A 21,451-nucleotide genomic window follows, 5' to 3' on the forward strand; every position below is an offset into this window, starting at 1 on the left:
ACGAAACGCCGCCACGCGGGCGACATGGTCACGACCGCCGCTGCTTCAGACCGTGAACGTGTTCGACTTCCTCATCTCGATCCACGTCATCCCGGCGCGCAGCCCGTCGATCGCGGCTTCGCGCTCGGTGTCGTGAGTCCGGCTGTGCGCGAACGTGCGCTCGCATGCGCCGTCGGGCGACATCAGCGTCACGTGGATCGTGCAACGGTAGCCGCCCGTTCCGGTGGCGATCGTCTCGATCGCCACCGACCAGTCCGCGTCGTGTACCTCGCCTGACAGTGCCATTTGACTTCCCCTCTTCCGCGCGGACCGCGCATCCGGTTGCCGCTTGCCGGCGTTACTCGACGACCAGGTCGTCGACGACGGCGCGCACGCCGCGCGCCGACCATGCCGCCCCGCGCACGGCCTTGCGCTCGGAGAACGAGCCGACCTTGCCGGACAGCCGCACCGTGCCGTCACGCACCTCGATCGCGATGTGCTTCGCCTCGCGCTCGGCATGACGCATGATCGCGCGCTTGATGTTGCCGCCGATGTCGGCCGAGCCGATCGTCCCGTGCACGGCGATATGGTCGGTCACGCCGGTCACGCTGCGCATCTGCGAGATCGCCCGCACGGCCAGGTGGCTCTGGTACGCCCACTCGACGCTGCCGGACAGCGTGATCCAGCCGTGTTCGACCTGCACCTTGACCGTGTCGTCGTGCAGCCCGACCGTCCAATGCAGTACCGAACGCACCGCGTTCGCAATGTCCTCGTCGGTGCGGACGTCGTCGTCCGGCAAATGCACGGTCATGTCGACGACGAGCGCCTTGACGCCGCCCACGCGGTTCGCTGCGCGCTCGATCGCCAGTTTCTCCGCATAGCTCGGCGGGTGGCCCGAAAGCGTCACGATCCGGTTGACCACCTCGACACCGATACGTGTCGCGTCGATCGCCGGGTCGGACTCCAGTTCGTCCTGTACGTCCTGCTTCAACTGCTTGTCGGTCTTCATCGCCTGCACTCCTGTGAGCCGCGGCGCGCCAGTCCGCCGCACATCTCCAGATTTGCACACGCGCGGCCCCGGATCGCTGATGCAGGTCAACGGACGCCGCTCGACGCACGTCGCAGCCGGCCGGGGCATCGCTTGACGGAGGTCAAGCCGACGCTGCCCGGCCGCCTTATCGTGAGATCGCCGATGCGCGATGTCCCAGGCAAGCACGGCGATGCTCCAAGGAGACTCACATGACGGAACAGCAACTGCTGGCCTATTCGCCGGCGCCACCGGCAAGCCCGGTATCGCCACAGGGCGAATCCCCGGCCCTCATCGACCTGCCGCATCCGGACCTCGACAGCGGCCCGCCCTTGATGACGGCACTCGCGGCCAGGATGAGCGCCCGCGAATTCGCCGCCACGCCGCTGCCGCCCGCGACGCTCGGTGCGATGCTGTGGGCCGCGGACGGCGTCAACCGGCCGGCCGGCGGCGGCCGTACCGCGCCGTCCGCGCATGCGTTCAACGAAATCGACGTGTACGTCGCGCTGCCGTGCGGCGTCTATCGCTACGACGCGCCCGCGCATCGGCTCGTGCTGAAACACGCGGTGGATGCCCGCAACCTCACGGGTTACCAGGACTTCGTCGGCCGCGCGCCGCTGGATCTCGTCTACGTCGTGCGCACCTCGGCGATCCTCGACATGCCGCCGCAACAGCGCGACGTGTTCTCGGCGATCGCGGCCGGCGCCATCGCGCAGAACGTGTCGCTCTACTGCGCGGCCGCCGGGCTCGGCACGGTCGTACGCGGCTGGATCAACCACCGCGCGCTTGCCGACGCGCTGCGGCTGAACGAGGACGAGCTCCCGATCCTTGCGCAGACGGTGGGCTACCGGGCGGGCGGCACGGCATCGCATGCGTGAGCGTTCGCGCGGCCGCTTCAATAAAGACGGCGCGCGGAACGCTCCGCGCGCCGTTACCTCCCTTCGGGCGGCGCGTGCCCACGTCGCACGCTGCCTGCCGTCCGATCAGCTGATGGCCAGTTTCTTCTGTGTGACCGGCGCCTTCTTCGGGAGCGTCAGCGACAGCACGCCGTCCTGGTAAGTCGCCGTAGCGTTCGCATCGTCGATCTCGCCCGACAGCGAGAACGAACGGCTGATCGCGCCGCTGTAGCGCTCGCGACGGATCACACGCTCGCCAGCCTTCTGCTCCTTGTTGCGCTCGATCTTCGCGTTGATCGATACGGTACTTCCGGTCACCTGGACGTCGATGTCGTCCTTGGCGACGCCCGGCAGTTCCGCGTTGACCTTGTACGCATCGTCGCTTTCCGTCACGTCGATCTTCATCGAGGCCAGGTCGGGCTCGTCCGTCAGCGTCATCCCGCGCAGCGGCCTGAACAGCCCCTGAAACAGGTCGGCAACGGGTTCGATCGAAAACGGATCGTAACGCGTGACATTGCTCATGGTTCGTACTCCTTGAACGATAGACAGGCGGCCCGCGCGTTCGTCCCGCCCGCGCGACGCCATGATGAAGACCGGATTGGCCCGGCACCGTGTGCCGTGCAACGGACGAACGATCATCAGGATTCCAGCGTAACGGCCCGAATCGGCGCGCGCTTGATGCGCGTCAACGGCTGCGGGCGCTCACGTGCAGAACCGGAAGTAGCCGCTGTGGAGCAGGATAGGCCGGCCGTCCATCTCCTCGAGCAGGCAGCGTGCGGCGCGCTCGATCGCGGGGCGGTGGCGGGCAAACGCATCCACGAGATCCTGCTCGCGCGGCGACGCCGCGCGGAAGTGATCCTCCAGCGCTTCCGCGGTAATCGCGCAGCGCACGCGGCGGCCTTCGACCAGCGCCGGAAAGGTCAGTGCCGGATCCAGGCCGCAATAGGTCGGATGTTCGGAAGGAAAGGAGATCTGCATGATGGTCACCTCGGCAGGTTGCGCACGGGCAGGCGCCGGCTGGCGGCGCACCGTGCATGGCGGCCCTACGCCGCCGCCGCGGCCGGTGCGGCGTCGCTGCCGCGCACGAGCAGGACCGGGCAGCTCGATCCGCGCAGGAAACGTTCGGCGACGCTGCCGAGGAACAGCCGCCGCACCCCGCGCCGCCCGTGGGTACCGACCACGGCGAGATCGATCGACCGCTCGGCGACGTAGCGCTGCAGCCGTTCGGCGACACTCTCGCCGATCTCGGTCTCGATGAGTTCCGCCTCGCCGTTGACTGCCGCGTGTGCGATGGTCCGTTCCTCGCGTCGCAGGACCGACGCGCCGTCGCGCCGGATCTCGGCAAGCAATGCATCCGGGTCCATGCGTCCGCCGAACGTGATCAGCAGCGACTTGTCGACGACGAAAACGGCGAACAGGCGGGCACCGCACGATCGCGCCACCTTCAGGCCCTCGTCGAGCGCCCGTTGCGATGAAGAACTGCCGTCCACGGCGACCATGATGTTCGTATACATACCGACCTCGCTGGATGAACCGACGCGCCGGCGGCGTTCGGATTGGTTTTCATCATCGGCGTTCGCCGCAAGCGGGCGTTGACGGAGGTCAACGGTTCGAAATCATGCGGAAACCGGCTCGCGAGCAGCCGCGAGACGCCGGATCATCGCGGCACGACGGGCGCCGCCGGCGCGTCGGACGAACGCGCCGGGCTCCCATATGACCGGAAGCCTCGCTCGATGTCGAGGATCTTCGTCGCGCACGCGTCGTATCGCCAGCCCGGGCCGCCGTCGCTGTCGTACATGCCCTTGCACATCGCCTTGAGCCGGATCACCGAGGCGCCGCCCGACGTCGTGCGGGAGGCCCACAGATACACGTCTCCGGCCAGAAACGGAGCCGCCGTTTCGATCGTGTCCGCGTCGGCGCGCTTGATCCGGGTCGACGAATGCGCTTCGATGTAGCGGCGCGCGAAGTTCCATGCACGATCGCATTCGGCAGGCGTCGAACACCGCAGCGCCGCGGCCTGGCGCGCGGCTGACAATTGCGTTTCCGTCGACCGGAAGGCCGCGTTCCGTTCCGCACCGGCGCACGCGCCCAACACAAGCAGCACGCCCACCGCCCACACCTGTTGTTTCATCGCCCTGCCCCGCAACGCATCGAGTTCCGCCCGCAATCGGGCGGCATGAACACGCTCGGCGCGAATCCGGCCGGGGATGGCCGACATCCCGCATACGGCGCGCGGTCACGTCCCGTATCGCGCAAGCGTTCGAATCGACTGTATTGCCGCCACGGAGAACGCAGATGATCTGCATCAAGCACCCGACCCAGTGGCGCGGGCCGTACGTACCGCTCAGGCCGCCGTTCGCGTGGAAGCGGCGGCGTTACACGGAATCCGGGCCAGTGCCGGTTCGCGGAACCCCGTCCGGGGCGCGCGACCGCGACAGGCTTGACGCGCATCAAGCCGGAACGGGCAGCGGTCGGCTGCAATAGGGGGCGTCGCACACGCCACCGAGGGCCCGCCGGCCCGATCCCGCGACATCGAGCAGACGGGCACGAGGCCATTCCCGTTCGACAACAACCCGCGGGCGCCGCGGTATGCACGCCCTGCCATCGATCCGTATGCCATGTCCCGACCGCCACGCCTGCCGTTCAAGTCAAGCCGCGGAGCCGCACGACGCGAGACCCTGCAATTCGATCGCGCATTGCGCCGGCCCGCCACCTATCCCCATCCCGCCGGCCGGATCGAACGGATCGAAACGCACCTGTCCGTCGTCTATCTGGCAGGGCGTTACGCGTACAAGCGCATCAAGCCCGTCCGATTCGCGTTCGTCGACCTCGTGCGCCCCGCGCAGCGGCGCCGCTGCGCACTTGCGGAGTGCACGCTCAACCGGCCGTTCGCCGGCCCGCTGTACCTGGGCGTCTGGCCGCTCGTCGCGGATGGCCGGCGCGGTGCATTCGGCCCGCCCGTGCCGACCGCCGCGCGCCGGCAGCGACACGCTGCGGTGCCGGGCGAGCATGTGGTCCGCATGCGCCGGTTCGATGCGGATGCGATGCTGTCTGTCCGCAGCGCGTCGCACGATCTCGGGCTGACGGATGCGGACGCACTCGCGGATACACTGGCCCGCCACCACCTTCACGCGCCCCGCCGTGCGCCGCGCGGCCACCCGGGCAGCGCGGCCAGCGTCGCGGCGCAATGCCGGCCGCTGTGCGACACGCTCGACGTCGCCGTGCCCGCGGAAGCCGCGCTGCGCCGCTGGTACGAGGCCGAGCTGGCCCGCATCGCGCCGCTGCTCTCCGAGCGGCATGCGCACGGCTTCGTGCGCGCGTGCCACGGCGACCTGCATCTCGACAACGTCGTGCGCTGGCGCAACCGCATCCTGATGTTCGACTGCCTCGAGTTCGACGACACGCTGCGCTGGATCGACGTGGCGAGCGATCTCGCGTTTGCGCTGATGGATTATTCCGCCCGCGGGCGAGCCGACTGCGCCCACTGCCTCCTGTCCGGATGGCTCGCCCGCACGGGCGACCATGCGGCGCTGGGCGTGCTGCCGTGCTACTTCGTCTATCGCGCGCTGGTGCGGGCGATGACCGCGCGGCTGCGCGGCGACGAAGCGGCGCGCAGCCGCTATCTGCGCGTTGCGTCGGACATGGCGCGGACGCGGCGCGATACGCAACCGGCCTTGCTGCTGTGCCATGGCGTATCCGGCTCGGGCAAGTCGGTCGCCAGCCGCGCGCTGGCGGAACAGATCGGCGCGATCCGGCTGTCCAGCGATGTCGAGCGCAAGCGTGACGCCCGCGCGCCGCAGCGCACCCGGCTGTCCGCCGCCGCATACTCGGATACGGCAATCGACGCGATCTACGACAGACTCCGTGAGCAGGCCGGCGTGGTCCTCGCCAGCGGCTACACGGCGATCGTCGACGCAACCTTCCTGCGCAGCCACAACCGGGCGGCCTTCATCTCGCTCGCCGCGCAGCTCGGCGTGCGTGTCGCGATTCTCGATTTCACCGCGAGCCAGGCAACGCTCGCCGCGCGTGTCGCGGCCCGGGCCGCGCTCGGGCGCGATGCGTCCGACGCCGACACGGCCGTACTGGCCCGGCAGATCGGGCATGCGGAGCCGCTGGCCGGATCCGAGGCCGCGATCGCGATCCGGTTCGAGACCGACTGCGATGTCGCGGCATACGGCGACCGTGCATTCTGGGCGCCGTTGTTCGCCGTGCTACGCACATAGCCGTGCGGGGCGGGGCGCCCCGGGAAACGGCGCCTGCGCCCACGACCGGCGCGGGGCCGGCGATACGTCGTTACGCGCGGAAACGCTGCTCCTCGATCTGCTGCAGCTTGCCGACTTCCGCGACACCGCCGAGCAGCCCCGCAAGATACTCGACGATATCGTCGAGCGTCACGATGCCGGCGAGACGGCCCTCGTCGTCGACCACCGGCAAGCGCCGAATGCCCGACCGGCGCATTTCCTCGAGCGCGACGCCGATTTCGTCGGTGTCGGACACGACGACCAGGCCCCGCGACATGATCTGGCCGGCCGTCACGTCGCCCGGATCGTCGCCCCGGGCCATCACCTCGATCACCAGGTCGCGATCGGTGACGACGCCGATCGGGATGGCATCGCCCTCGCGATACTCGATGACGACGATATCGCCGACATGCGCGTGCCGCATGCGATCGGCCAGTTCGAGCGCACTGCATTCCACGGTGCAGGATTCGACCGGCCGGGTACTGATTCTTCCGATGTGCATGATGAGGCTCCTGTTGCGCGTTCGGTGGAGACCACGCACGCGACCCGCCCGGCGGCGGCGCATGCATCCCGGGTTCAGGGTAAGGGGGGTGGCCCGGGCACACTTGACGCACGTCAACGTGCCGACCGGCGGCGCATCGACCGGATGCCTGAACGACGTCGTCAGCGAACGCCCGGTGTGTTCCGGTGCCGGATCGGCAAGCTGCCTGCCGGCAGCGTTGCCCATGCCGCCTCGTCTTGCCGTCGACGATGCATTCATTCTCGATCGCACTGCGCGGCGTGCGTTGACGGAAGTCAATGCGCACCGCGGCACCGCGCTCGCCGTCGGCACGTCACGTCGCCTCGCATTTGACGGGGGCGCGCACCGTCAACGGCCGAACGTGCGCGTATGGTCGTCGTAATCGAACAGCCGGGCGTAGCGGCCCCAGTCGGTCACGACGCGCAGCGCCTGATCCGCGCTGCGCGGATCGAGATGGTCCTCGAGTTCCAGTTCGAAACGCTCGCGCGGCGCGCGATGCCCGGCGCGCTCGTCCAGCACTTCGTCGATATGCGCGGCCAGCGGCACGAATTTGACGACATGCTCCCGAAACAGGCGCCGCTGGGCCTCGTCGTCGCCATGCGCGAACAAGTGGCCCGCCGCGCTCAGCCGGATCGTGCGGTCGTGCCACTCGGCAAAGGCGAGCAGATGGAGCGCCGCGGCGGTCGAATGGAGCGCGTCGGTCCGCAGCGCGAGCGCCGCTGCAATCGTGCCGAGCTCCGCATGGCCGTCGTACGGCGCGGCCGCCAGGGTCTCGACGAACCCGGCGAGATGGTGGCTCGTCACGTCGGGCAGCGTCATGGCCAGCGCGCCGCCGGCCGCGTCGCGGGCCTCCGCCGCATCGGCGATGCGTGCGGTCAGCGTCGCATAGATCTTGCCGACGATCGCCTGGAAGGCCGGGTCATGCCGGCTGCGCGGACGCGGCAGCGACACGTTCAGCGCGGCGTCGATGCGTGCCGGGCCGGCGCCGAGCACGAGGATGCGATCGCACATGAGCACGGCTTCCTCGATGTTGTGGGTCACCATCATCACCGACCGGGTCGACAACTGACGCGCATCCCACAGGTCGAGAAAATCGGTACGCAACGTTTCCGCGGTGAGCACGTCGAGCGCCGAGAACGGTTCATCCATCAACAGCAGGACGGGTTCGCTGACGAGCGCGCGGGCAAACCCCACCCGCTGGCGCATGCCGCCCGACAGTTCGCGCGGATAAGCCGATTCGAAGCCGTCGAGCCCGATCAGCTCGATCGCGGCGGTGGCCCGTTCGCGCACCTCGCGTGGCGAGAGGCTCAACGCATCGAGCCCAAGCTCGACGTTTTCGACGACCGTCAACCACGGGTACAGCGCAAACGTCTGGAACACCACCGCGATGCCGCCGGTCGGGCCGGCCAGCGGCGCCCCGCGATACGCGACCGCGCCGGACGATGGCCTGACGAGCCCGCCCGCGATCCGCAGCAGCGTGGACTTGCCCGAGCCGGAGCGGCCGAGGAGCCCCAGTATCTCGCCCTCGCGCAGCGTGAGATCGATATCGGCCAGCACGTGCAACGGCTCCCCGGACGGCTTCGTGAACGACTTGCAGACGGCGCGCATCTCGAGCACGACCGGCGCCTGGCCGGACGACGGCGCGGCGGCATTCGCAACGTGCGCTTCCTTGCATTCACCGGGATTCGGCACACCAGTCTCCTGCGGGTAAAGGATCGGGTTCCGGCTCAATCGAACCGCGTTCTGCGTTCCGCGAACGCATACATGGGGCGCCACACGAGCCGATTGGTCGCGATCACGAGCAACGACATGACGGCGACGCCGAGCGCGATGCGCGGATAGTCGCCCGCGTCGGTCATCTGCGCGATGTAGGCGCCCAGTCCGCCTGCATTCAGGCGCGTGCTGCCCCAGCTCACGGCTTCCGCGACGATGCTCGCGTTCCATGCGCCGCCGGACGCGGTGATCGCGCCCGTCACGAAATACGGCAGGACACCCGGCAGCATGACGCGACGCCACCAGGTCGCCGGCCGGACCCGGAAACATGCGGCCGCTTCGCACAGGTCGGCCGGGAACGCGCTCGCACCGGCGATCACGTTGAACAGCACATACCATTGCGCACCCAGGATCATCAGCAGGCACAGCCAGATAGCGGGGTCGAGACGGAAGCGCACGATCGCGAACACGGCGACCGGAAACAGCAGGTTGGCCGGAAACGCGGCGAGGAACTGCGTGACCGGCTGAACGCGTGCGGCGACGCGCGGCCGAAGACCGATCGCGATACCGATCGGCACCCAGATCGCCGACGCGATCGCGACCAGCACCGTCACGCGAACGAACGTGAGCGCCCCCGCGCCTGCGACGACGCGCAAGTCCGTCCAGGTCAGCGTCGCGCGTCCGAGCCGGAACAGCACGACCACCGCATATGCGCATCCCGCGCCGCACAGTGCGAACCAGAGCGCATCGCCCGCGTGGCGCGGCAGCGTCATCCGGCCGCGCCACGGCCAGGCGGCCCCGGGCAGCCGCGCACGCGCCGCGCGGCGCAACAGCATGCCGACCGGGCCGACCGCGCGAGCCATCCATCGCGATCGATGGAACAGGTCGAGCATCCAGCTGTGCCGCGCGGCCGCGGGCGCGGCATCGCCGTAGCGAAACCGTTCCGACCACGCGACCAGCGGCCGGAACAGCAACTGGTCGTACAGGACGATCGCGATGCTCATCGCAACGATCGCCCAACCGACGGCGGCCAGGTCGCGGTTCGCGATCGCCTGCGCGACGTAGGCGCCCACGCCCGGCAGGTCGACGTGCAGGTCGCCGACCGCGATCGCCTCGGACGCGACCACGAAGAACCAGCCGCCCGACATCGACATCATCGCGTTCCAGACGAGACCGGGCATCGCAAACGGCACCTCGAGGCGCCAGAAGCGCTGCCATGCCGACAGCCGGAAGCTGCGGCTGGCCTCGTCGAGATCGAGCGGCACCGTGCGCAGCGCCTGGTAGAAGCTGAACGTCATGTTCCACGCCTGGCTCGTGAAGATCGCGAAGATCGCCGCGCACTCGGCGCCGAGGATGCGGCCCGGAAACAACGACAGGAAGAACAGTACCGTAAAGGACAGGTAGCCGAGGATCGGCACCGACTGCAGCACGTCGAGCAACGGAATCAGCACCCGCTCGGCCGCCCGGCTCCTGGCCGCCGCGGTCGCGTACACGAACGTGAAGGCGATCGACAGGAGCAATGCCGCGAACATGCGCGAGACCGTGCGCAGCGTATAGCCCGGCAGCGCCGACGGAGACAACGAGATGACCGGTGGATGGGCGACCGCGAGCGGGCCGGCCATCTGGTGCGCCGAGATGCCGGCCAGCAGCAGGAGACCGGTGACGATCAGCATCGCGGCGAGATCCCGCCAGCCCGGCGCAGGCAGCGCCCAGCGCCCGCCCCGCAATACCTCCGCATGGTGCTCCACGGTGCCCCTCCCTGCCGATGATCGCGGTTCATCTTCCGGGGCAGACAGGCCAGCCCGGTTGACCTGCGTCAACCGTCCTGCAGCGGCCGGCACGCGTCGCACCGATCGCGCTGCGGGCGTCGCTCAGGCCGCTTGCTGCCTCGCATGCGCGTGCGTATCCGGCCCGCCGCCCCACTGCGCGACGCAGGCCGCCAGCGCAGGAGAAATCGAAGCCTGCAGCGGCATCACGGGGGCCAGCGCCCGCATGGAATCCGGCAGCGTGGTCAATTCGCGCAGCGCATGCACGCGGCTCTCGTCGAGCGTGGGAGCCGGCAGCCGCGCCCCCGAGACCATGACCGGCCGCAGCAGCGGCCTGCCGTCGACGCGCTCGCCGTCAAGCCCGATGCAGTCGGCGGCAATCCGCCCGTCCGGGCCGTATTGCCGGAACACCTGCTTGCGGCCCGGCAGCGTCGCCTTGCCTTCCGAGCGCTTGCAGCGCGCCCGGCCTGCATACTCGACCAGCTTGTACGCGCAATCGAGGCAAGGCGCATCCGCCGACGTACTCATCTGCGTACCGACTCCGAAGCCGTCGATCGGTGCGTGCTCGCGGACGAGCGCCTGCAGCCGGTGTTCGTCGAGATTGCCGCTCGCGAAGATCGTGACGTCGGCGAGGCCGCCTCGGTCGAGGATCACGCGAACGTTGCGCGCATGCGCCGCGAGATCGCCGCTGTCGATCCGCACGCCCTTGATGCGGATCTGCTCGCGCGCAAGCCGCCGCGCGAGTTCGACCACCTTGTGCGCCGCCCGCTCCGTGTCGTACGTATCGATCAGCAGCATCGCGTTGTCCGGCTGCGATCGCGTGAAGTGCTCGAACGCGAGCGTTTCGTCGTCGTGCGCCTGGATATATGAATGCGCCATCGTCCCGTACGCGGGAATGCCGTAGCGCAAGCCGGCCAGCAGGGTCGCCGTCCCGGAGAATCCGGCGAGATAGCTGGCACGCGCCGACAGCATCGCGGCCTCCGCGCCGTGCGCGCGCCGCAGGCCGAAGTCGACCAGCAGCCTGCCGTGCGCAGCCAGCGTGACGCGTGCAGCCTTGCTTGCGACGAGCGTTGCATAGTGGAGCAGGTTCATCACGCGGCTCTCGACGAACTGCGCCTCGCGAAGCGGCGCCGTGATCCGCAGGATCGGCTCGTCGGCGAAGCACACCGTGCCCTCCGGCATCGCGTCGACCGTGCCCGTGAAACGGAAGCCGGCGAGCGATGCAAGGAAGTCCGCGTGAAGGCGCCCGGTTCCGGCCAGCCGTTCGAGCACGGCGGCCGGCATGCGCAGTCGCTCCAGATAATCGAGCACGGGCGCGAGGCCCGCCGCCATCAGGAACGCGCGCGGCTGCGGCAGCGCCCGTACGAAGAATTCGAAGCTGGCCGTGTCGTTCATGCCGGCATCGAAGGCGGCCTGCAGCATCGTCAGCTCATACCAATCCGTGAGCAACACGTCGTTCGCGTTCGCTTCCTGCAAGGATCCGTTCATCATGCGCTCTCCCGCGCGGCACGCCGCATCGATACCGGCGGCCAATTGCCATCGTTACATCCCCTTCTCGCCGTGCTCGCACACGCCGTTGCCACGGGCACGCCGCAACCGCCCCTGGCGCGCGCCGCATCATCCACGCTGTTTCTCCTCGAAATACGGCTGGCGTGCAGCCACAAGGCGCAGTTCGTCGAGCAGCGCCGCGGCCGCGCGCAGCAGGTCGTCGAGCGACACGATGCCGACCAGTTCACCGGCGTCGTCAACCACCGGCAGCCGGCGCACGCCATGCTGGCGCATCCGCTTCGCGAGTAGCCAGAGATCGTCGTCGACGTCCGCGACGGCGACGGGGGCCGACATGATGTCGCCGACGAACAGCGAACCGGCCGGTGCGTCGGGGCCGACGACGGCAAGCACGATGTCCCGGTCGGTCAGCATGCCGACCGGCTCGCATCGTCCTTCCCTTTCACGCACGACGACCAGGTCGCCGGCGTGTGCATCGCGCATCATCGCGGCCGCCTCGACGACGGTCGTCTGCGCGGAACACATGGCGATATCGCGGGTGCAAAGCATCGCGGCATTCATGTTCCCTCTCCCTGCCCGGGCGACGCGGAACGTCGGTCGACGCCCGCCGCCGCCCGACGATTCATGCAACGGCAATTCGATCGACCACGTCGTGCATCGCATCGATCGATGGATCCCGCCCGAGCTCCCGCTCGACGTCCCTCTTCAACTCGCCGCCGTTTTTCATGGTCATGGACTGCTGTCCGTATCCCATGACGACAACCGTAAATCCGGCAGCATCGCCGGCACTTGATGCAGGTCAGCGTGGCGCGCGCTGAGGCGTCTCGCCCGAGGTCCGGCCTGCCGTCGTGAAATCGGCATGGCGGCTGCATCGCGGCCGATCGCGCTCCGCGAGACGCGACACCATCTGCCGCCCCCGGTCCGACAGGCGCACATGCGCCTCCGCAAGCGGCGCGGCATCCAGCCGGACGAGGCCCCGGTCCACGAGACAATGAAGATCGGCAGGGTCGCCCTGCTGGCGTCTCGGCTCGCTGGCGAGCACCATCAGGATCGCGATTTCGTGGGGACTCAACAGGCGGTCGCCGTCGGTGTCGACCGGACGATTCCGGTGCGGTGCGGCGGGCGGTACGTTCGGCATCGCCTCGCCGGGCAGCGTGATGATCTGAAGACTCGACGTGCGCGCGAACAGGGAAGGCATGATGGAGGCCCGTATCATGAACGTGAAGACGCAGACGGCACGGTGCATGTCGGTCTTCGATCATGACCGGCACGCGCGAACCTCGATCATCGCGCTTGCCGCGCGAGCGGTCTTGATACAGGTCATCAAGCGCACGCATGCCACCGAAACTACCAGCGATTCGTCTGACGCAATGCCCTCCGACGGCCCGGTTCGCGTGCCTGTCAGGAACCCGTCACGTTGATCATTCAGCCTTTCGCCGCCCGACCGAAACTCCGCGATACCGTACGCATCTTCACGTCGGCTCTTCGGGTTTTTGCTCCCGATCTCATTGCATCAACAAAGCACTCCGAATCATCTGATTTTCTCCGATGAAACGAATGTCGTGTATGGCTTGCGTGAAATCAATGCGCAACGGACAGCGGGAATCCACCATGCATCACCATCCTGAAGAGGTCCGGACATGAACTGGTATTACGAAGTCGAACGCGAACTTGCCCATATCGAAGGATCCATTCGTCTACTCGAACAAACACGAGACCACTTCCATACGAAGACGCCGATCAGCGATCCCGCGTACTGGCGCGCAAGACTGCACGCCGTCAGGGCGACGGCCGAGCAGCACAAGACGCTGTTGCGCCGCGCCGACGAGATCCTCGCACGCCTCGAACGATTCTGATTGGTTCGCGCCGCCCGCTTGCATTCGCGATGCGCAACGATCGGACGATTCGGGCGACATGAACCTGGAACGGGTCGCGCACCTCGATCCATCCATCGAAGCCTACCTGGTCGGCGCGGGGTAGATCGCAGCGAATCGGCCCGCGCAACCGCGCTTGACCTCCATCAACGCTCCGTCGCGGCATCGCTCATAGATCGCAAGGAAGCACGCGGAACGATTCGCTCCGCGAAGCCGGCGGCCGATCATGCCGAACGAAGCCGCAGCACGCCGCGCGCTGCTCATGCATCTTGGCAGCATCTCGCGAACCCTCAGTTGCGTGCTCGAATACGAGCCGGACGACAGGACGATCGACTCGCTGCTGGCGGCCCAGCCGATGCTCGCCGAAGCGCCGCTGCTGAATCACGTGTTCGCGCACATGAACGTAGCCGCGCTTGCCGGCCGCACGCACCATCACGTTGCCCGCTCCGTACTCGTGCGATGCTCGCGGACGGCCAGCCGCCGATCGATCGACCGGGCGAAACGGGCGAGCCTCCGGGAAGCCAGGCCGCAACCGATATCGCGCGCGGAAATCGCACACGTCGCGACCGGCTTTTGCCGTGCCAGCGCCTGCATCTGCGCGAATGCCGTCAGGTCGCCACGCAGGCCCATCGTGCAGAAGAATGCGGTCGCGCGCAGTTCGTGCCCGTGACGGGCCAGCCAGGTCGACACCGGCGTCGATGCGCGCCCGGCCCATACCGGCGTGCCGAGCACGACCACGTCGTAGGCCGCTGGCGAACAGGCCGTCGGCCGCAGGTCCGCGTCGCGCTGACGGATCACGTCGGCAAGCGAACGCAGATAGCCGATGGCCCCGCCGCGCCGTCGATCGTCGTGCTCCCGCAGCCGTTCGCAATCCGCGCCGAGTTCGGCGGCCAGCCGGCGCGCCTGCCCCGCCGTCGTTTCGCTGCGCGAGTAGAAAACGACGAGCATGCGTCGAGAAGCCTCCATGATCTGCTCCGTGCGTCGATCCAGGATCCGAAGACCAGCTTACGCAGCGGTGCGCGGGCCGACGCTGATTCAGGTCAACCCGCCGCCGGACAATCCGGCGACAGTAGACCTGTCTGAATTCCCGGCGGCTTCTCGCCGACGCGCCATGTGGTATGACTTGATCGAACAGCAACGGCAATGGTTGCGTACATGGGACGCGGCGGCCCGATTCACGCGCGGTCTCTGGCCCGGTGCGGCGGCGGCGTGCTACGCCGATCTGTTCGAGCCCCTGCTCGACCCGCGTGTCGGCGCACCACGGTTCGGGATCGAAGCGATCGCACCGGACGGACGACGAATCGACGTCGACGAAACGATCGCCGCACATACCCCGTTTTGCGCGCTGCGCCGTTTCACGCGCGCCGGTGCGCCGCGCGTGATCCTGCTGTGCGCGCCGTTGGCCGGCCATGCGGCCGTGATGATGCGCGAGACGGCGGAAACGCTGCTGGCCGATGGTGACGTGTGCATCACCGACTGGATCGATGCGCGTGACGTGCCGCCTGACGCGGGTCGATTCGGCCTCGACGAATACGTGGCGATGCTCGACGGCTTCATCGATGCGCTGCTGGCCGACGCGCGGCCCGTGCACGTCGTTGCCGTCTGCCAGGCGACGGTTCCGTCGCTCGGCGCATTCGCGCTGCGTGCGCAACGCGGGGCCGCCCTGCCGGCGAGCCTGACGCTCATCGGCGGTCCGCTCGATGCCAGGATCAATCCCAGCGCGCTCGGGATCGCAGCCAGCTCGCATTCGCTCGCATGGTGCCGCTCCACGTTGATCGACACAGTGCCGCCCGGCTACGCCGGACACGGGCGGCAGGTTTTTCCGGCCTATCTGCAGCGCGCCGAAATCTCGATCGCGTACCCGCAACGCTACATGACGCTGCTCGATCGCTACCGGCGCGCGGTGACGTGCGGCGGTGCCGACACGCTCGCGCACGCGCGCCGGGCACTGCGCGAATACTTGACGCTCCTCGACATGCCCGCCGAATACTTCCTCGACACGGTCGACATCGTGTTCCAGCGCGCCTGCCTCGCAACCGGCACCTGGCACGTTTTCGGCCAGCGTGTCGACCCCGCCGCACTGCACGCCATCGTGCTGACGACCATCGAAGGCGGGCGCGATGCGGTCACCGGTGCCGGGCAGACCCATGCCGCACTGGCCATGTGCAGCGGCCTCGCAGCGGATGCGCGAGCGCGCGTCGACATCGACGATTGCGATCACTACGGGCTGTTCACGGATGAGCACTGGCGCACCGACGTTCATCCCGCATTGCGGGCCGCATTTACCCGCGCCGAAAGCGGCCGGCGGCGCCCGCGCGCGGCGTGACGCCGTCGAGATCGAACGCCATCAGCGGCTGCGAGCCATGGGCGGCCCACCATGCGTCATCGATTTCCAGAAAATCCTGTACGGTTCGACAGGCTGCGAAGGCCGGGATCGCGCGCTCGTCGTCCTCGAGCTGCCCATCGAAGCCAGGCTTGGATCAGCAGCTGCGCGTACTCGGCGCTGGTCAACTCGATTGCATCGAAATCGATCAGCGTCGCAGCGACAATTACCGCGCCGTCCAGACGGAACTCGCCGGAAAGACACCGCCTAACCAAGTCGGACGCCTGCCCCCGGCGGCACGTCGTCGCATCGGAACCGGTGACATCGCACGCCAAGGCGCCGGCCACACCATGCGAGCCTCGCAACGAAAGTCGTCGAGCCGGCCGCGCACTATCGCAGCGCATGCTCCGCCGAAAACGCGCCTGCCACGAAGCGGATCACGTCATCGAGCGACGCCGTGCATGCAGCCCCCTCCGCGAGCTCGCGAAACGCACCGTCCGGCCCGAAGCAGACGAGCGGCTTGCGCCAGCGCCGCGCGAGCGCAATCTCCTCGGCCGTGCCGTGCCCGCCCGGCAGCGCGACGATCAGGTCGCTGCTCAGCACGTTCACGTAGTTGCGGTTGATCGTATGCGGCGCCGCATCCGGCTCGCGGCGCGGCAGCGGCGTGAGGATCGGGATGTCGACGAACGGATGCGGATAGCCGTCGAGCGGCACGAAGCCCGCGAGCGGATCGGCCTGCGTCGGCAGGATGCCGATCGATCGGCCGGCCCGCCCGGGCACGCCGGCAAACGCGCGCGCGACCGCCAGCATCACGCCCTGCCCGCCGCCCGTCAGCAGGTTGAAGCCGGCCTGCGCGAGCCATGCGCCGAGCGGCTCGGAAAACGCGAGCCACGGCTCCTTGCCCGAGCCCATCACGCCGACCGTCTTGTTCTTCTGTTGCATCGTGGTTTCCGGTGAAGTCGTCGGGTTGCGCGCGATCGCCGCGCTCATTCGAGCTCGACGCCCTTGAGTTCGGGAATCAGGAACAGCAGGATCGTCCAGGTCAGCACGCGTACGCGCCCGTAACGGTCGCTCAGTGCACCGAACAGGATGCCGCCCGCGACGGCACCGATCAGCGTCCACGTGTCCAGCGCGCCGCCCTGCCCGGGTGTCAGCTGCAGCGCCGCCGTGATCGCCGGCAGCATGAAGCCGAGGATCAGCAGGTCGAAGCCGTCCATCGCATAGCCAATCGCCGATCCGGCCAGCGCTTTCCACGCGTACGCACCGACCTGCTCCGCGCGCTGGGCCGACGGGCCGCCGAGCGTCGAAGATTTGAGGTTTGCTGCCATGGTGTCCTGCCACGATTGTCCGGCAACATTCTAAGGCCTGGGTCCGCGAGCGAAGGGCCGGCAGGCCAGCCGGCGGCGATGGCCCGCGCGCGTCGGCACCCGCCTGCTGGGCGGCGAGCGGGAATCTGCGAGCAATGAACGGGAAGGAAAAGCGGCGATCCGATGCCGGCGGCGAAGCCGGCGATGTCGCGGTCAGGCCGGACACCGGATGAAAGACAGCATGCTGGCGGGGTGTTGCCGTCCGGCCCGCTTGCACGAACCGGACGGCGCCGGGCGGCCTGGCGGCCCGGCCGGCTTCAGCCCTGGTCGTCTCCGGGCCACCAGGTCTTGGCCTCGCGGTCGACGGCGAGCGTGGCGAGATCCTTGCCTTCGAGCCATTTCGGCCGCGGGCCGCGGCCCGACCATGAGCGGCCGGTCGTCGGATCGTAGTACTTGGCAGGTGCCTTGCGTTTTCGCTGGACGATATAGCCAAGCGCGCTCAGCACTTCCTGCTGCGAAATTCCCAAAAGCTCAACCTGTTCCTTGAATGCCGCGAGCGCGGCCTGCTTCTCCTTCTGCTTCGCATCTGACAGCTTGATATTCAGGTCCCGAAGTTGTGCTTCGAGTTCCTGCAGGGCCTGGGTCATGTATTCATCCTCTATGGGCATGTTTTCGCAAAAAGCTCCGATGGCGGAACCTACCACGAAGTTCCGCCAATGGGGGCTGTCAAATGGGTGAATCGTTTGCCTGAGCCGGCACGGCTTGCGCGATACGCACTAAACGACGTCGCGCGTCAATCAATGACAGGCTGGACCGGGCCGGCAACGCGCAGCCCGCCGTGTACGGAAGCATGGCGAACGGCTGCGGCAAGTCAGCGCCGCACCTGGCACTGGCGCGGCATGGCGCGAATGATAGCAGTGCTCGGCGTCGTGTTGCAGAAGTCGCCGGCCGGCGTCGATGCGGATACGTCCGTTTACAGGCCAACGTCGCGGGCTTCCCACGCGATCCGGTCGAACAGCGCGCGCAGCTTCCCGCCGCGCGCCGCGTTCAGCGCGGCCGCATGCGCGACGCGCCCGGCGAGATGCGCGCGGAAATCCGGATGCGCATCGCGATTCTGCGACGCCGGCCCGCGCCGGATGCAGTTGGTCAGGATCGCCTTCAGGAGATCGAACTCATCGCGCGCCAGGTTCGGATGACGATTGACGACCACACCGGCCAGTTGCTGGCGCATGCCGCGCCGCATCACGCGCGTCTTGCGCAGTTGCAGCGCAAAGCCTTCCTCGAGCGCGATCGCGGCGACCCGGATCTGCAGCCGCGCGACGTCGCGTGCCAGCACGGCGCCGCCGGAAAATGCGAGATCGTCGGCATAGCGCGTGTAGGCGGCACCGAGCGAACGCGCGAGCGCGGCAAGCCGCATGTCGAACCGGAACGCGCTCAGGTTTGCCAGCGCCGGCGACGTCGGCGCGCCCTGCGGCAGATGCCGTTCGCGATAGCGCTGACGGCCGATCCAGTCGAACCGGTCGCGCAGGTCCGGCGCGAGCAGCCGCGCGGACGGCACGCGGTTGGTACACAGCCCGGTGAGCATGCGTGCGACTTCGACCGGATACCCGAGCGTGACGAACAGCGCGTGAATGCGGGCGGCGCGTACCGATACGAAGAAATCCGCGAGATCGAAACGGACGACGACATCGCGATCCGCGTGCGGCGCCGCGAACGACACGATCCCGTGCCCCTTGCGAAAACCGTGTACCGCACCATGCGGCGCGATGCGATCGAGCAGCCCGTGCAGGATGCGGCGCTGCGCTTCGCGCAGCCGGCCTTTCGGAATCTCGACCAGGCGGGACCCGCCGCTGCGCTTGTCGTGCGCCGCGTACGTGTAGTGATGCAGCGGCGTGGCACTGCTGCGCGCGTCGACGCGCCAGTGGTCGGACAGCCAGTCGAGTTCCGGCACGCTCACGCTAAGCCAGCCGGCAAGATCGCCCGGGGTCGCCCATTGCGGCACGTCGCAGCCCGCGAGCGGCGCCGGCAACGGCCGCTGGACCGGCGGCCGCCGCACGACGCGGATCGCGGCGGGCCGGTCGCTGCCGTACCAGGCGAGCACGAAAGCCGGCGCATCGGCGAGGTCCGCCGCAAGCGCATCGATGTCGACGTCGGCCCAGCGCGCACCGAAGCGTGCGAGCGCGGCATCCGCAACCTCGTGAGTCCACAGTGGCGCGCCGCCGAGCACGGCTGCCATCCGGGACAGGACGCCGGCGCGTTCAGGCGCACCGGCCAGCATCGCCTCGGCAATCGTGCTGGTGGTGTCGTACAGGGATGAGCTCATCGAGAAAAAGGGGCGGGACGGTGAGTCAACGTAACCGGTACTGCGAGGGGAGGCGTTACGCAACGCGCAACCGGTCCCCTTGCGACGCATCGGGGTGTCGATCTCATCCACGGGGTAGCCCCGTAGTCCTGGAACATCGGCTGCCTGTTCCGGGCGTGTGCTTGACCCACCGGCCCGCGATGCGACTTTAATGGCCGCGAACGCGGCGTGTCAAACCAGATGGCGAGCCGGCGCTGCCGCGGCGCGCCGGATCGCGACGAGCGGCCTACGTGTGCCGGGCAAACAGTTCGCGGTACGCGATCGGCGCGACGCCGACGCCGGCCATGTTGTTCAGCATCGCGGCCCAGGTCGCGTTGTCGACGCTCACCGGAAACGACCGCACGCGGTTCGCGAGCAGCCAGAAGGTGCGTGTCATGCCGTTGCTCATCGCGACTTCGTACCCGCTGCCCTCCAGCCAGTAGCCGACCGGCGGCAGCGCCACCGGTTCGAGGCGCCCGGCCCGGAACGCGGCGGCGGCCGACGCGTACTTGCTGTCGAGCGGCATGACGCGGCGCGGCACGCAGTCCTGCGAGTTCGGTTGCGGAAATCTCGGGCTCGTGCCGAGCCACAGCCCGTAGAACGTCTGAGCGTCGAGATGCACGACGAAGCGCTCCGTTTCGGCGGGCGTCGCCGCCATGTAGCAGTCCGCCTGGCCCGGAACGGCAACGCGCCACATCGCGCGCGTCGCGCTCAGGTCGACCAGTTCGCTCGCCCGCGGACGCGGCTGGATGGAGGACGGCCGTCCTGCTTCGCGCAGGTCGCGCGCGCGATCGAGTCCGATACGAAGACGTGTCAGCATGGGCCCTCTTCTTTCTCTCGTGATTTGTTCGAATGAGCCAGGGAGCGGGCAAATACGTCGTCGCGTGTTTGCAATACGGGTGCCGGGTGCCCTGACGCTCCCGATGTGTCCGGGAATCCGCGCAGTGTAGCGCCTTTCCGTGCCGGCACGAGTCGACTCGACCGCCCCGACATCGCCGTATGCGCGCGGCGCAGCTCGCGCACCGGACGAACCACGCGACCGAACTTCGGGCAAGAACCCGTCCGGTTTCCCGTCCGGGGAGTCATCCCGCTCTCAAACGCTGAAGCCCCATGCACGCCGATGCGCCTCGCCTGCCACGCTCGCCACACCATCAACCATCGAATCAATATTCACCGCCGATTATTTGAATATCGAAACAATCAAAAAATAAAAACAACCACACGAAGAATTCAATGAAATTGTATTCAAACGAAAAATTATCGAATCCGGTTAACGATAAATTAATTCGATTGGCACTCTCATATTCAAATAAATAATCTGTGTTGTGCGCCGCAACACCGCGAGTCAAAAATCAACGAGATAACGGAGGCGCAGCACGAATCATTACATTCGTGCTTTGTCGCAAAGTTTCCACCTTATCAGGCCACCGCTGATTTCCAGACACGGGTGAATCAGCAATCCGGAAAGGCAGACATGTCTTTCCGGACGTGGCCGACGTCGTCAAATCGCATCATTTCATTCATTTCCAAAGGAAAGTCATGAAGAAGATTGCAACCGTGCTGTTTTCGGCACTGATGCTCGCCTCCACGTGCGCGTCCGCGCAGGCGCTTTGCAAGGCCGGCAAGATCGACAAGATCGAAACCGACAGCGCCGGCAACCTGCTGGTGACCATTAACGACGGCGCCTACTCGTTCAGTGCCAAGGAAGTTTATTCAATTATTTACCAGGCATACTCGGAAAACAGGAATCTTTTTATCTACGGCAATAATTGCGCAAATGGCTCGCCGGCGACCCGATTTGCCATTCGCTAATCGACCTTGAAACGCTCGACGATTATCAATACGTGGAGCCCGGGGCTGGATTGACATTCTGAATCCAGCGCCATCGCGGGCTGGGGTGCCGACACTGCGCAACATGGCGCCTTCATGCCCGCTGCCCGATCACCCTGTCCCTTCCG

24 protein-coding genes and 1 pseudogene are annotated in these 21,451 nt (G+C 67.7%); 6 read left to right on the top strand and 19 right to left on the bottom strand.

From position 1 onward, the window contains the following. Positions 1-45: 45 nt before the first annotated feature. A complete protein-coding gene (locus tag B7G54_RS17815) occupies positions 46-285 on the bottom strand; it encodes a hypothetical protein (RefSeq protein ID WP_085040254.1) in 240 nt (79 codons plus the stop codon). A 52-nt stretch (positions 286-337) separates the two neighbouring features. Next, positions 338-988, bottom strand: coding sequence for a BON domain-containing protein (locus B7G54_RS17820; RefSeq protein ID WP_085040255.1), 651 nt, complete (start codon positions 986-988; stop codon positions 338-340). 230 nt (positions 989-1,218) lie between these two features. On the opposite strand from B7G54_RS17820, the gene B7G54_RS17825 reads away from it, so the two are divergent. After that, positions 1,219-1,884 (top strand): nitroreductase family protein, encoded by a 666-nt coding sequence (locus B7G54_RS17825; RefSeq protein ID WP_085040256.1) that lies wholly within the window; start codon positions 1,219-1,221, stop codon positions 1,882-1,884. 105 nt (positions 1,885-1,989) lie between these two features. Here B7G54_RS17825 and B7G54_RS17830 read toward each other — a convergent pair whose 3' ends face one another. The 4 genes from B7G54_RS17830 to B7G54_RS17845 form a co-directional block, all read right to left on the bottom strand. Further along, on the bottom strand, positions 1,990-2,424 hold the full coding sequence (locus B7G54_RS17830; protein ID WP_085040257.1) for an Hsp20/alpha crystallin family protein: 435 nt from the start codon (positions 2,422-2,424) through the stop codon (positions 1,990-1,992). A 180-nt stretch (positions 2,425-2,604) separates the two neighbouring features. Then, on the bottom strand, positions 2,605-2,880 hold the full coding sequence (locus B7G54_RS17835) for a DUF1488 family protein (protein WP_085040258.1): 276 nt from the start codon (positions 2,878-2,880) through the stop codon (positions 2,605-2,607). Between the two features lie 65 nt (positions 2,881-2,945). Continuing rightward, positions 2,946-3,416: a universal stress protein gene (locus B7G54_RS17840; RefSeq protein ID WP_085040259.1), complete on the bottom strand. Its 471-nt coding sequence runs from the start codon at positions 3,414-3,416 to the stop codon at positions 2,946-2,948. A 143-nt stretch (positions 3,417-3,559) separates the two neighbouring features. Beyond that, positions 3,560-4,033 (bottom strand): hypothetical protein, encoded by a 474-nt coding sequence (locus B7G54_RS17845; protein WP_085040260.1) that lies wholly within the window; start codon positions 4,031-4,033, stop codon positions 3,560-3,562. Positions 4,034-4,520: 487 nt separating this feature from the next. Here B7G54_RS17845 and B7G54_RS17850 point away from each other — a divergent pair, with 487 nt between their 5' ends. Then, positions 4,521-6,125 (top strand): bifunctional aminoglycoside phosphotransferase/ATP-binding protein, encoded by a 1,605-nt coding sequence (locus tag B7G54_RS17850; protein ID WP_085040261.1) that lies wholly within the window; start codon positions 4,521-4,523, stop codon positions 6,123-6,125. Between the two features lie 70 nt (positions 6,126-6,195). On the opposite strand, the gene B7G54_RS17855 is transcribed toward B7G54_RS17850, so the two are convergent. The 6 genes from B7G54_RS17855 to B7G54_RS17885 form a co-directional block, all read right to left on the bottom strand. After that, entirely contained in the window at positions 6,196-6,645 is a 450-nt protein-coding gene (locus B7G54_RS17855) for a CBS domain-containing protein (protein WP_085040262.1), read from the bottom strand. Between the two features lie 366 nt (positions 6,646-7,011). Next, complete coding sequence (locus B7G54_RS17865; RefSeq protein ID WP_165765589.1) at positions 7,012-8,271, bottom strand: ABC transporter ATP-binding protein; 1,260 nt, start codon at positions 8,269-8,271, stop codon at positions 7,012-7,014. A gap of 119 nt (positions 8,272-8,390) precedes the next feature. Next, a complete protein-coding gene (locus B7G54_RS17870) occupies positions 8,391-10,124 on the bottom strand; it encodes an ABC transporter permease (protein ID WP_085040265.1) in 1,734 nt (577 codons plus the stop codon). 123 nt (positions 10,125-10,247) lie between these two features. Continuing rightward, positions 10,248-11,630 carry a nicotinate phosphoribosyltransferase gene (locus B7G54_RS17875; protein WP_085040357.1) on the bottom strand — a complete coding sequence of 461 codons (1,383 nt, stop codon included), beginning with the start codon at positions 11,628-11,630 and terminating at the stop codon, positions 10,248-10,250. A 129-nt stretch (positions 11,631-11,759) separates the two neighbouring features. After that, the gene (locus tag B7G54_RS17880) at positions 11,760-12,209 is read right to left on the bottom strand and encodes a CBS domain-containing protein (protein ID WP_085040266.1); all 450 of its coding nucleotides are present in this window, start codon (positions 12,207-12,209) and stop codon (positions 11,760-11,762) included. Positions 12,210-12,447: 238 nt separating this feature from the next. Then, positions 12,448-12,846, bottom strand: a complete 399-nt coding sequence (locus tag B7G54_RS17885; RefSeq protein WP_085040267.1) for a hypothetical protein — start codon at positions 12,844-12,846, stop codon at positions 12,448-12,450. Between the two features lie 16 nt (positions 12,847-12,862). On the opposite strand from B7G54_RS17885, the gene B7G54_RS39335 reads away from it, so the two are divergent. Then, positions 12,863-13,069 (top strand): hypothetical protein, encoded by a 207-nt coding sequence (locus B7G54_RS39335; RefSeq protein ID WP_133059183.1) that lies wholly within the window; start codon positions 12,863-12,865, stop codon positions 13,067-13,069. 219 nt (positions 13,070-13,288) lie between these two features. Further along, positions 13,289-13,504, top strand: coding sequence for a hypothetical protein (locus tag B7G54_RS17895; protein WP_085040269.1), 216 nt, complete (start codon positions 13,289-13,291; stop codon positions 13,502-13,504). Between the two features lie 187 nt (positions 13,505-13,691). On the opposite strand, the gene B7G54_RS39080 is transcribed toward B7G54_RS17895, so the two are convergent. Further along, positions 13,692-13,958, bottom strand: coding sequence for a hypothetical protein (locus B7G54_RS39080; RefSeq protein WP_165765588.1), 267 nt, complete (start codon positions 13,956-13,958; stop codon positions 13,692-13,694). Next, the gene (locus B7G54_RS17905; RefSeq protein ID WP_085040270.1) at positions 13,955-14,488 is read right to left on the bottom strand and encodes a flavodoxin family protein; all 534 of its coding nucleotides are present in this window, start codon (positions 14,486-14,488) and stop codon (positions 13,955-13,957) included. The genes B7G54_RS39080 and B7G54_RS17905 overlap by 4 nt, the downstream gene beginning before the upstream one ends. A 145-nt stretch (positions 14,489-14,633) precedes the next feature. Here B7G54_RS17905 and phaZ point away from each other — a divergent pair, with 145 nt between their 5' ends. Continuing rightward, positions 14,634-15,848, top strand: coding sequence for a polyhydroxyalkanoate depolymerase (gene phaZ / locus B7G54_RS17910; protein WP_085040271.1), 1,215 nt, complete (start codon positions 14,634-14,636; stop codon positions 15,846-15,848). 387 nt (positions 15,849-16,235) lie between these two features. Here the strand turns inward: phaZ and B7G54_RS17915 are convergent, their stop codons facing one another. The 5 genes and pseudogenes from B7G54_RS17915 to B7G54_RS17940 all read right to left on the bottom strand — a co-directional run bounded on the left by B7G54_RS17915 (position 16,236) and on the right by B7G54_RS17940 (position 20,313). After that, positions 16,236-16,835 (bottom strand): SLOG cluster 4 domain-containing protein, encoded by a 600-nt coding sequence (locus B7G54_RS17915; RefSeq protein WP_085040272.1) that lies wholly within the window; start codon positions 16,833-16,835, stop codon positions 16,236-16,238. A 26-nt stretch (positions 16,836-16,861) separates the two neighbouring features. Next, positions 16,862-17,173: pseudogene (locus tag B7G54_RS17920) on the bottom strand (MFS transporter); the annotation flags it as partial. A 296-nt stretch (positions 17,174-17,469) separates the two neighbouring features. Beyond that, entirely contained in the window at positions 17,470-17,799 is a 330-nt protein-coding gene (locus B7G54_RS17925) for an H-NS histone family protein (protein WP_085040273.1), read from the bottom strand. 326 nt (positions 17,800-18,125) lie between these two features. After that, positions 18,126-19,475, bottom strand: coding sequence for a reverse transcriptase family protein (locus tag B7G54_RS17935; protein ID WP_085040275.1), 1,350 nt, complete (start codon positions 19,473-19,475; stop codon positions 18,126-18,128). Positions 19,476-19,740: 265 nt separating this feature from the next. Then, the gene (locus B7G54_RS17940) at positions 19,741-20,313 is read right to left on the bottom strand and encodes a plasmid fertility inhibition factor family protein (protein ID WP_085040276.1); all 573 of its coding nucleotides are present in this window, start codon (positions 20,311-20,313) and stop codon (positions 19,741-19,743) included. Between the two features lie 719 nt (positions 20,314-21,032). Between B7G54_RS17940 and B7G54_RS17945 the strand changes: the two genes are divergently transcribed. After that, positions 21,033-21,305: a hypothetical protein gene (locus B7G54_RS17945; protein WP_085040277.1), complete on the top strand. Its 273-nt coding sequence runs from the start codon at positions 21,033-21,035 to the stop codon at positions 21,303-21,305. Positions 21,306-21,451 lie beyond the last annotated feature (146 nt).

The organism is Burkholderia puraquae, assembly GCF_002099195.1.
Classification (GTDB): Bacteria; Pseudomonadota; Gammaproteobacteria; order Burkholderiales; family Burkholderiaceae; genus Burkholderia; species Burkholderia puraquae.

What these genes read in the sequence shown, in the direction of transcription:
- B7G54_RS17815 (WP_085040254.1), bottom strand. Translation starts at nt 285, where the DNA reads ATGGCACTGTCAGGCGAGGTACACGACGCGGACTGGTCGGTGGCGATC.
- B7G54_RS17820 (WP_085040255.1), bottom strand. Translation starts at nt 988, where the DNA reads ATGAAGACCGACAAGCAGTTGAAGCAGGACGTACAGGACGAACTGGAG.
- B7G54_RS17825 (WP_085040256.1), top strand. Translation starts at nt 1,219, where the DNA reads ATGACGGAACAGCAACTGCTGGCCTATTCGCCGGCGCCACCGGCAAGC.
- B7G54_RS17830 (WP_085040257.1), bottom strand. Translation starts at nt 2,424, where the DNA reads ATGAGCAATGTCACGCGTTACGATCCGTTTTCGATCGAACCCGTTGCC.
- B7G54_RS17835 (WP_085040258.1), bottom strand. Translation starts at nt 2,880, where the DNA reads ATGCAGATCTCCTTTCCTTCCGAACATCCGACCTATTGCGGCCTGGAT.
- B7G54_RS17840 (WP_085040259.1), bottom strand. Translation starts at nt 3,416, where the DNA reads ATGTATACGAACATCATGGTCGCCGTGGACGGCAGTTCTTCATCGCAA.
- B7G54_RS17845 (WP_085040260.1), bottom strand. Translation starts at nt 4,033, where the DNA reads ATGAAACAACAGGTGTGGGCGGTGGGCGTGCTGCTTGTGTTGGGCGCG.
- B7G54_RS17850 (WP_085040261.1), top strand. Translation starts at nt 4,521, where the DNA reads ATGTCCCGACCGCCACGCCTGCCGTTCAAGTCAAGCCGCGGAGCCGCA.
- B7G54_RS17855 (WP_085040262.1), bottom strand. Translation starts at nt 6,645, where the DNA reads ATGCACATCGGAAGAATCAGTACCCGGCCGGTCGAATCCTGCACCGTG.
- B7G54_RS17865 (WP_165765589.1), bottom strand. Translation starts at nt 8,271, where the DNA reads ATGCGCGCCGTCTGCAAGTCGTTCACGAAGCCGTCCGGGGAGCCGTTG.
- B7G54_RS17875 (WP_085040357.1), bottom strand. Translation starts at nt 11,630, where the DNA reads ATGAACGGATCCTTGCAGGAAGCGAACGCGAACGACGTGTTGCTCACG.
- B7G54_RS17880 (WP_085040266.1), bottom strand. Translation starts at nt 12,209, where the DNA reads ATGAATGCCGCGATGCTTTGCACCCGCGATATCGCCATGTGTTCCGCG.
- B7G54_RS17885 (WP_085040267.1), bottom strand. Translation starts at nt 12,846, where the DNA reads ATGCCTTCCCTGTTCGCGCGCACGTCGAGTCTTCAGATCATCACGCTG.
- B7G54_RS39335 (WP_133059183.1), top strand. Translation starts at nt 12,863, where the DNA reads ATGAACGTGAAGACGCAGACGGCACGGTGCATGTCGGTCTTCGATCAT.
- B7G54_RS17895 (WP_085040269.1), top strand. Translation starts at nt 13,289, where the DNA reads ATGAACTGGTATTACGAAGTCGAACGCGAACTTGCCCATATCGAAGGA.
- B7G54_RS17905 (WP_085040270.1), bottom strand. Translation starts at nt 14,488, where the DNA reads ATGGAGGCTTCTCGACGCATGCTCGTCGTTTTCTACTCGCGCAGCGAA.
- phaZ (WP_085040271.1), top strand. Translation starts at nt 14,634, where the DNA reads ATGTGGTATGACTTGATCGAACAGCAACGGCAATGGTTGCGTACATGG.
- B7G54_RS17915 (WP_085040272.1), bottom strand. Translation starts at nt 16,835, where the DNA reads ATGAGCGCGGCGATCGCGCGCAACCCGACGACTTCACCGGAAACCACG.
- B7G54_RS17925 (WP_085040273.1), bottom strand. Translation starts at nt 17,799, where the DNA reads ATGACCCAGGCCCTGCAGGAACTCGAAGCACAACTTCGGGACCTGAAT.
- B7G54_RS17935 (WP_085040275.1), bottom strand. Translation starts at nt 19,475, where the DNA reads ATGAGCTCATCCCTGTACGACACCACCAGCACGATTGCCGAGGCGATG.
- B7G54_RS17940 (WP_085040276.1), bottom strand. Translation starts at nt 20,313, where the DNA reads ATGCTGACACGTCTTCGTATCGGACTCGATCGCGCGCGCGACCTGCGC.
- B7G54_RS17945 (WP_085040277.1), top strand. Translation starts at nt 21,033, where the DNA reads ATGAAGAAGATTGCAACCGTGCTGTTTTCGGCACTGATGCTCGCCTCC.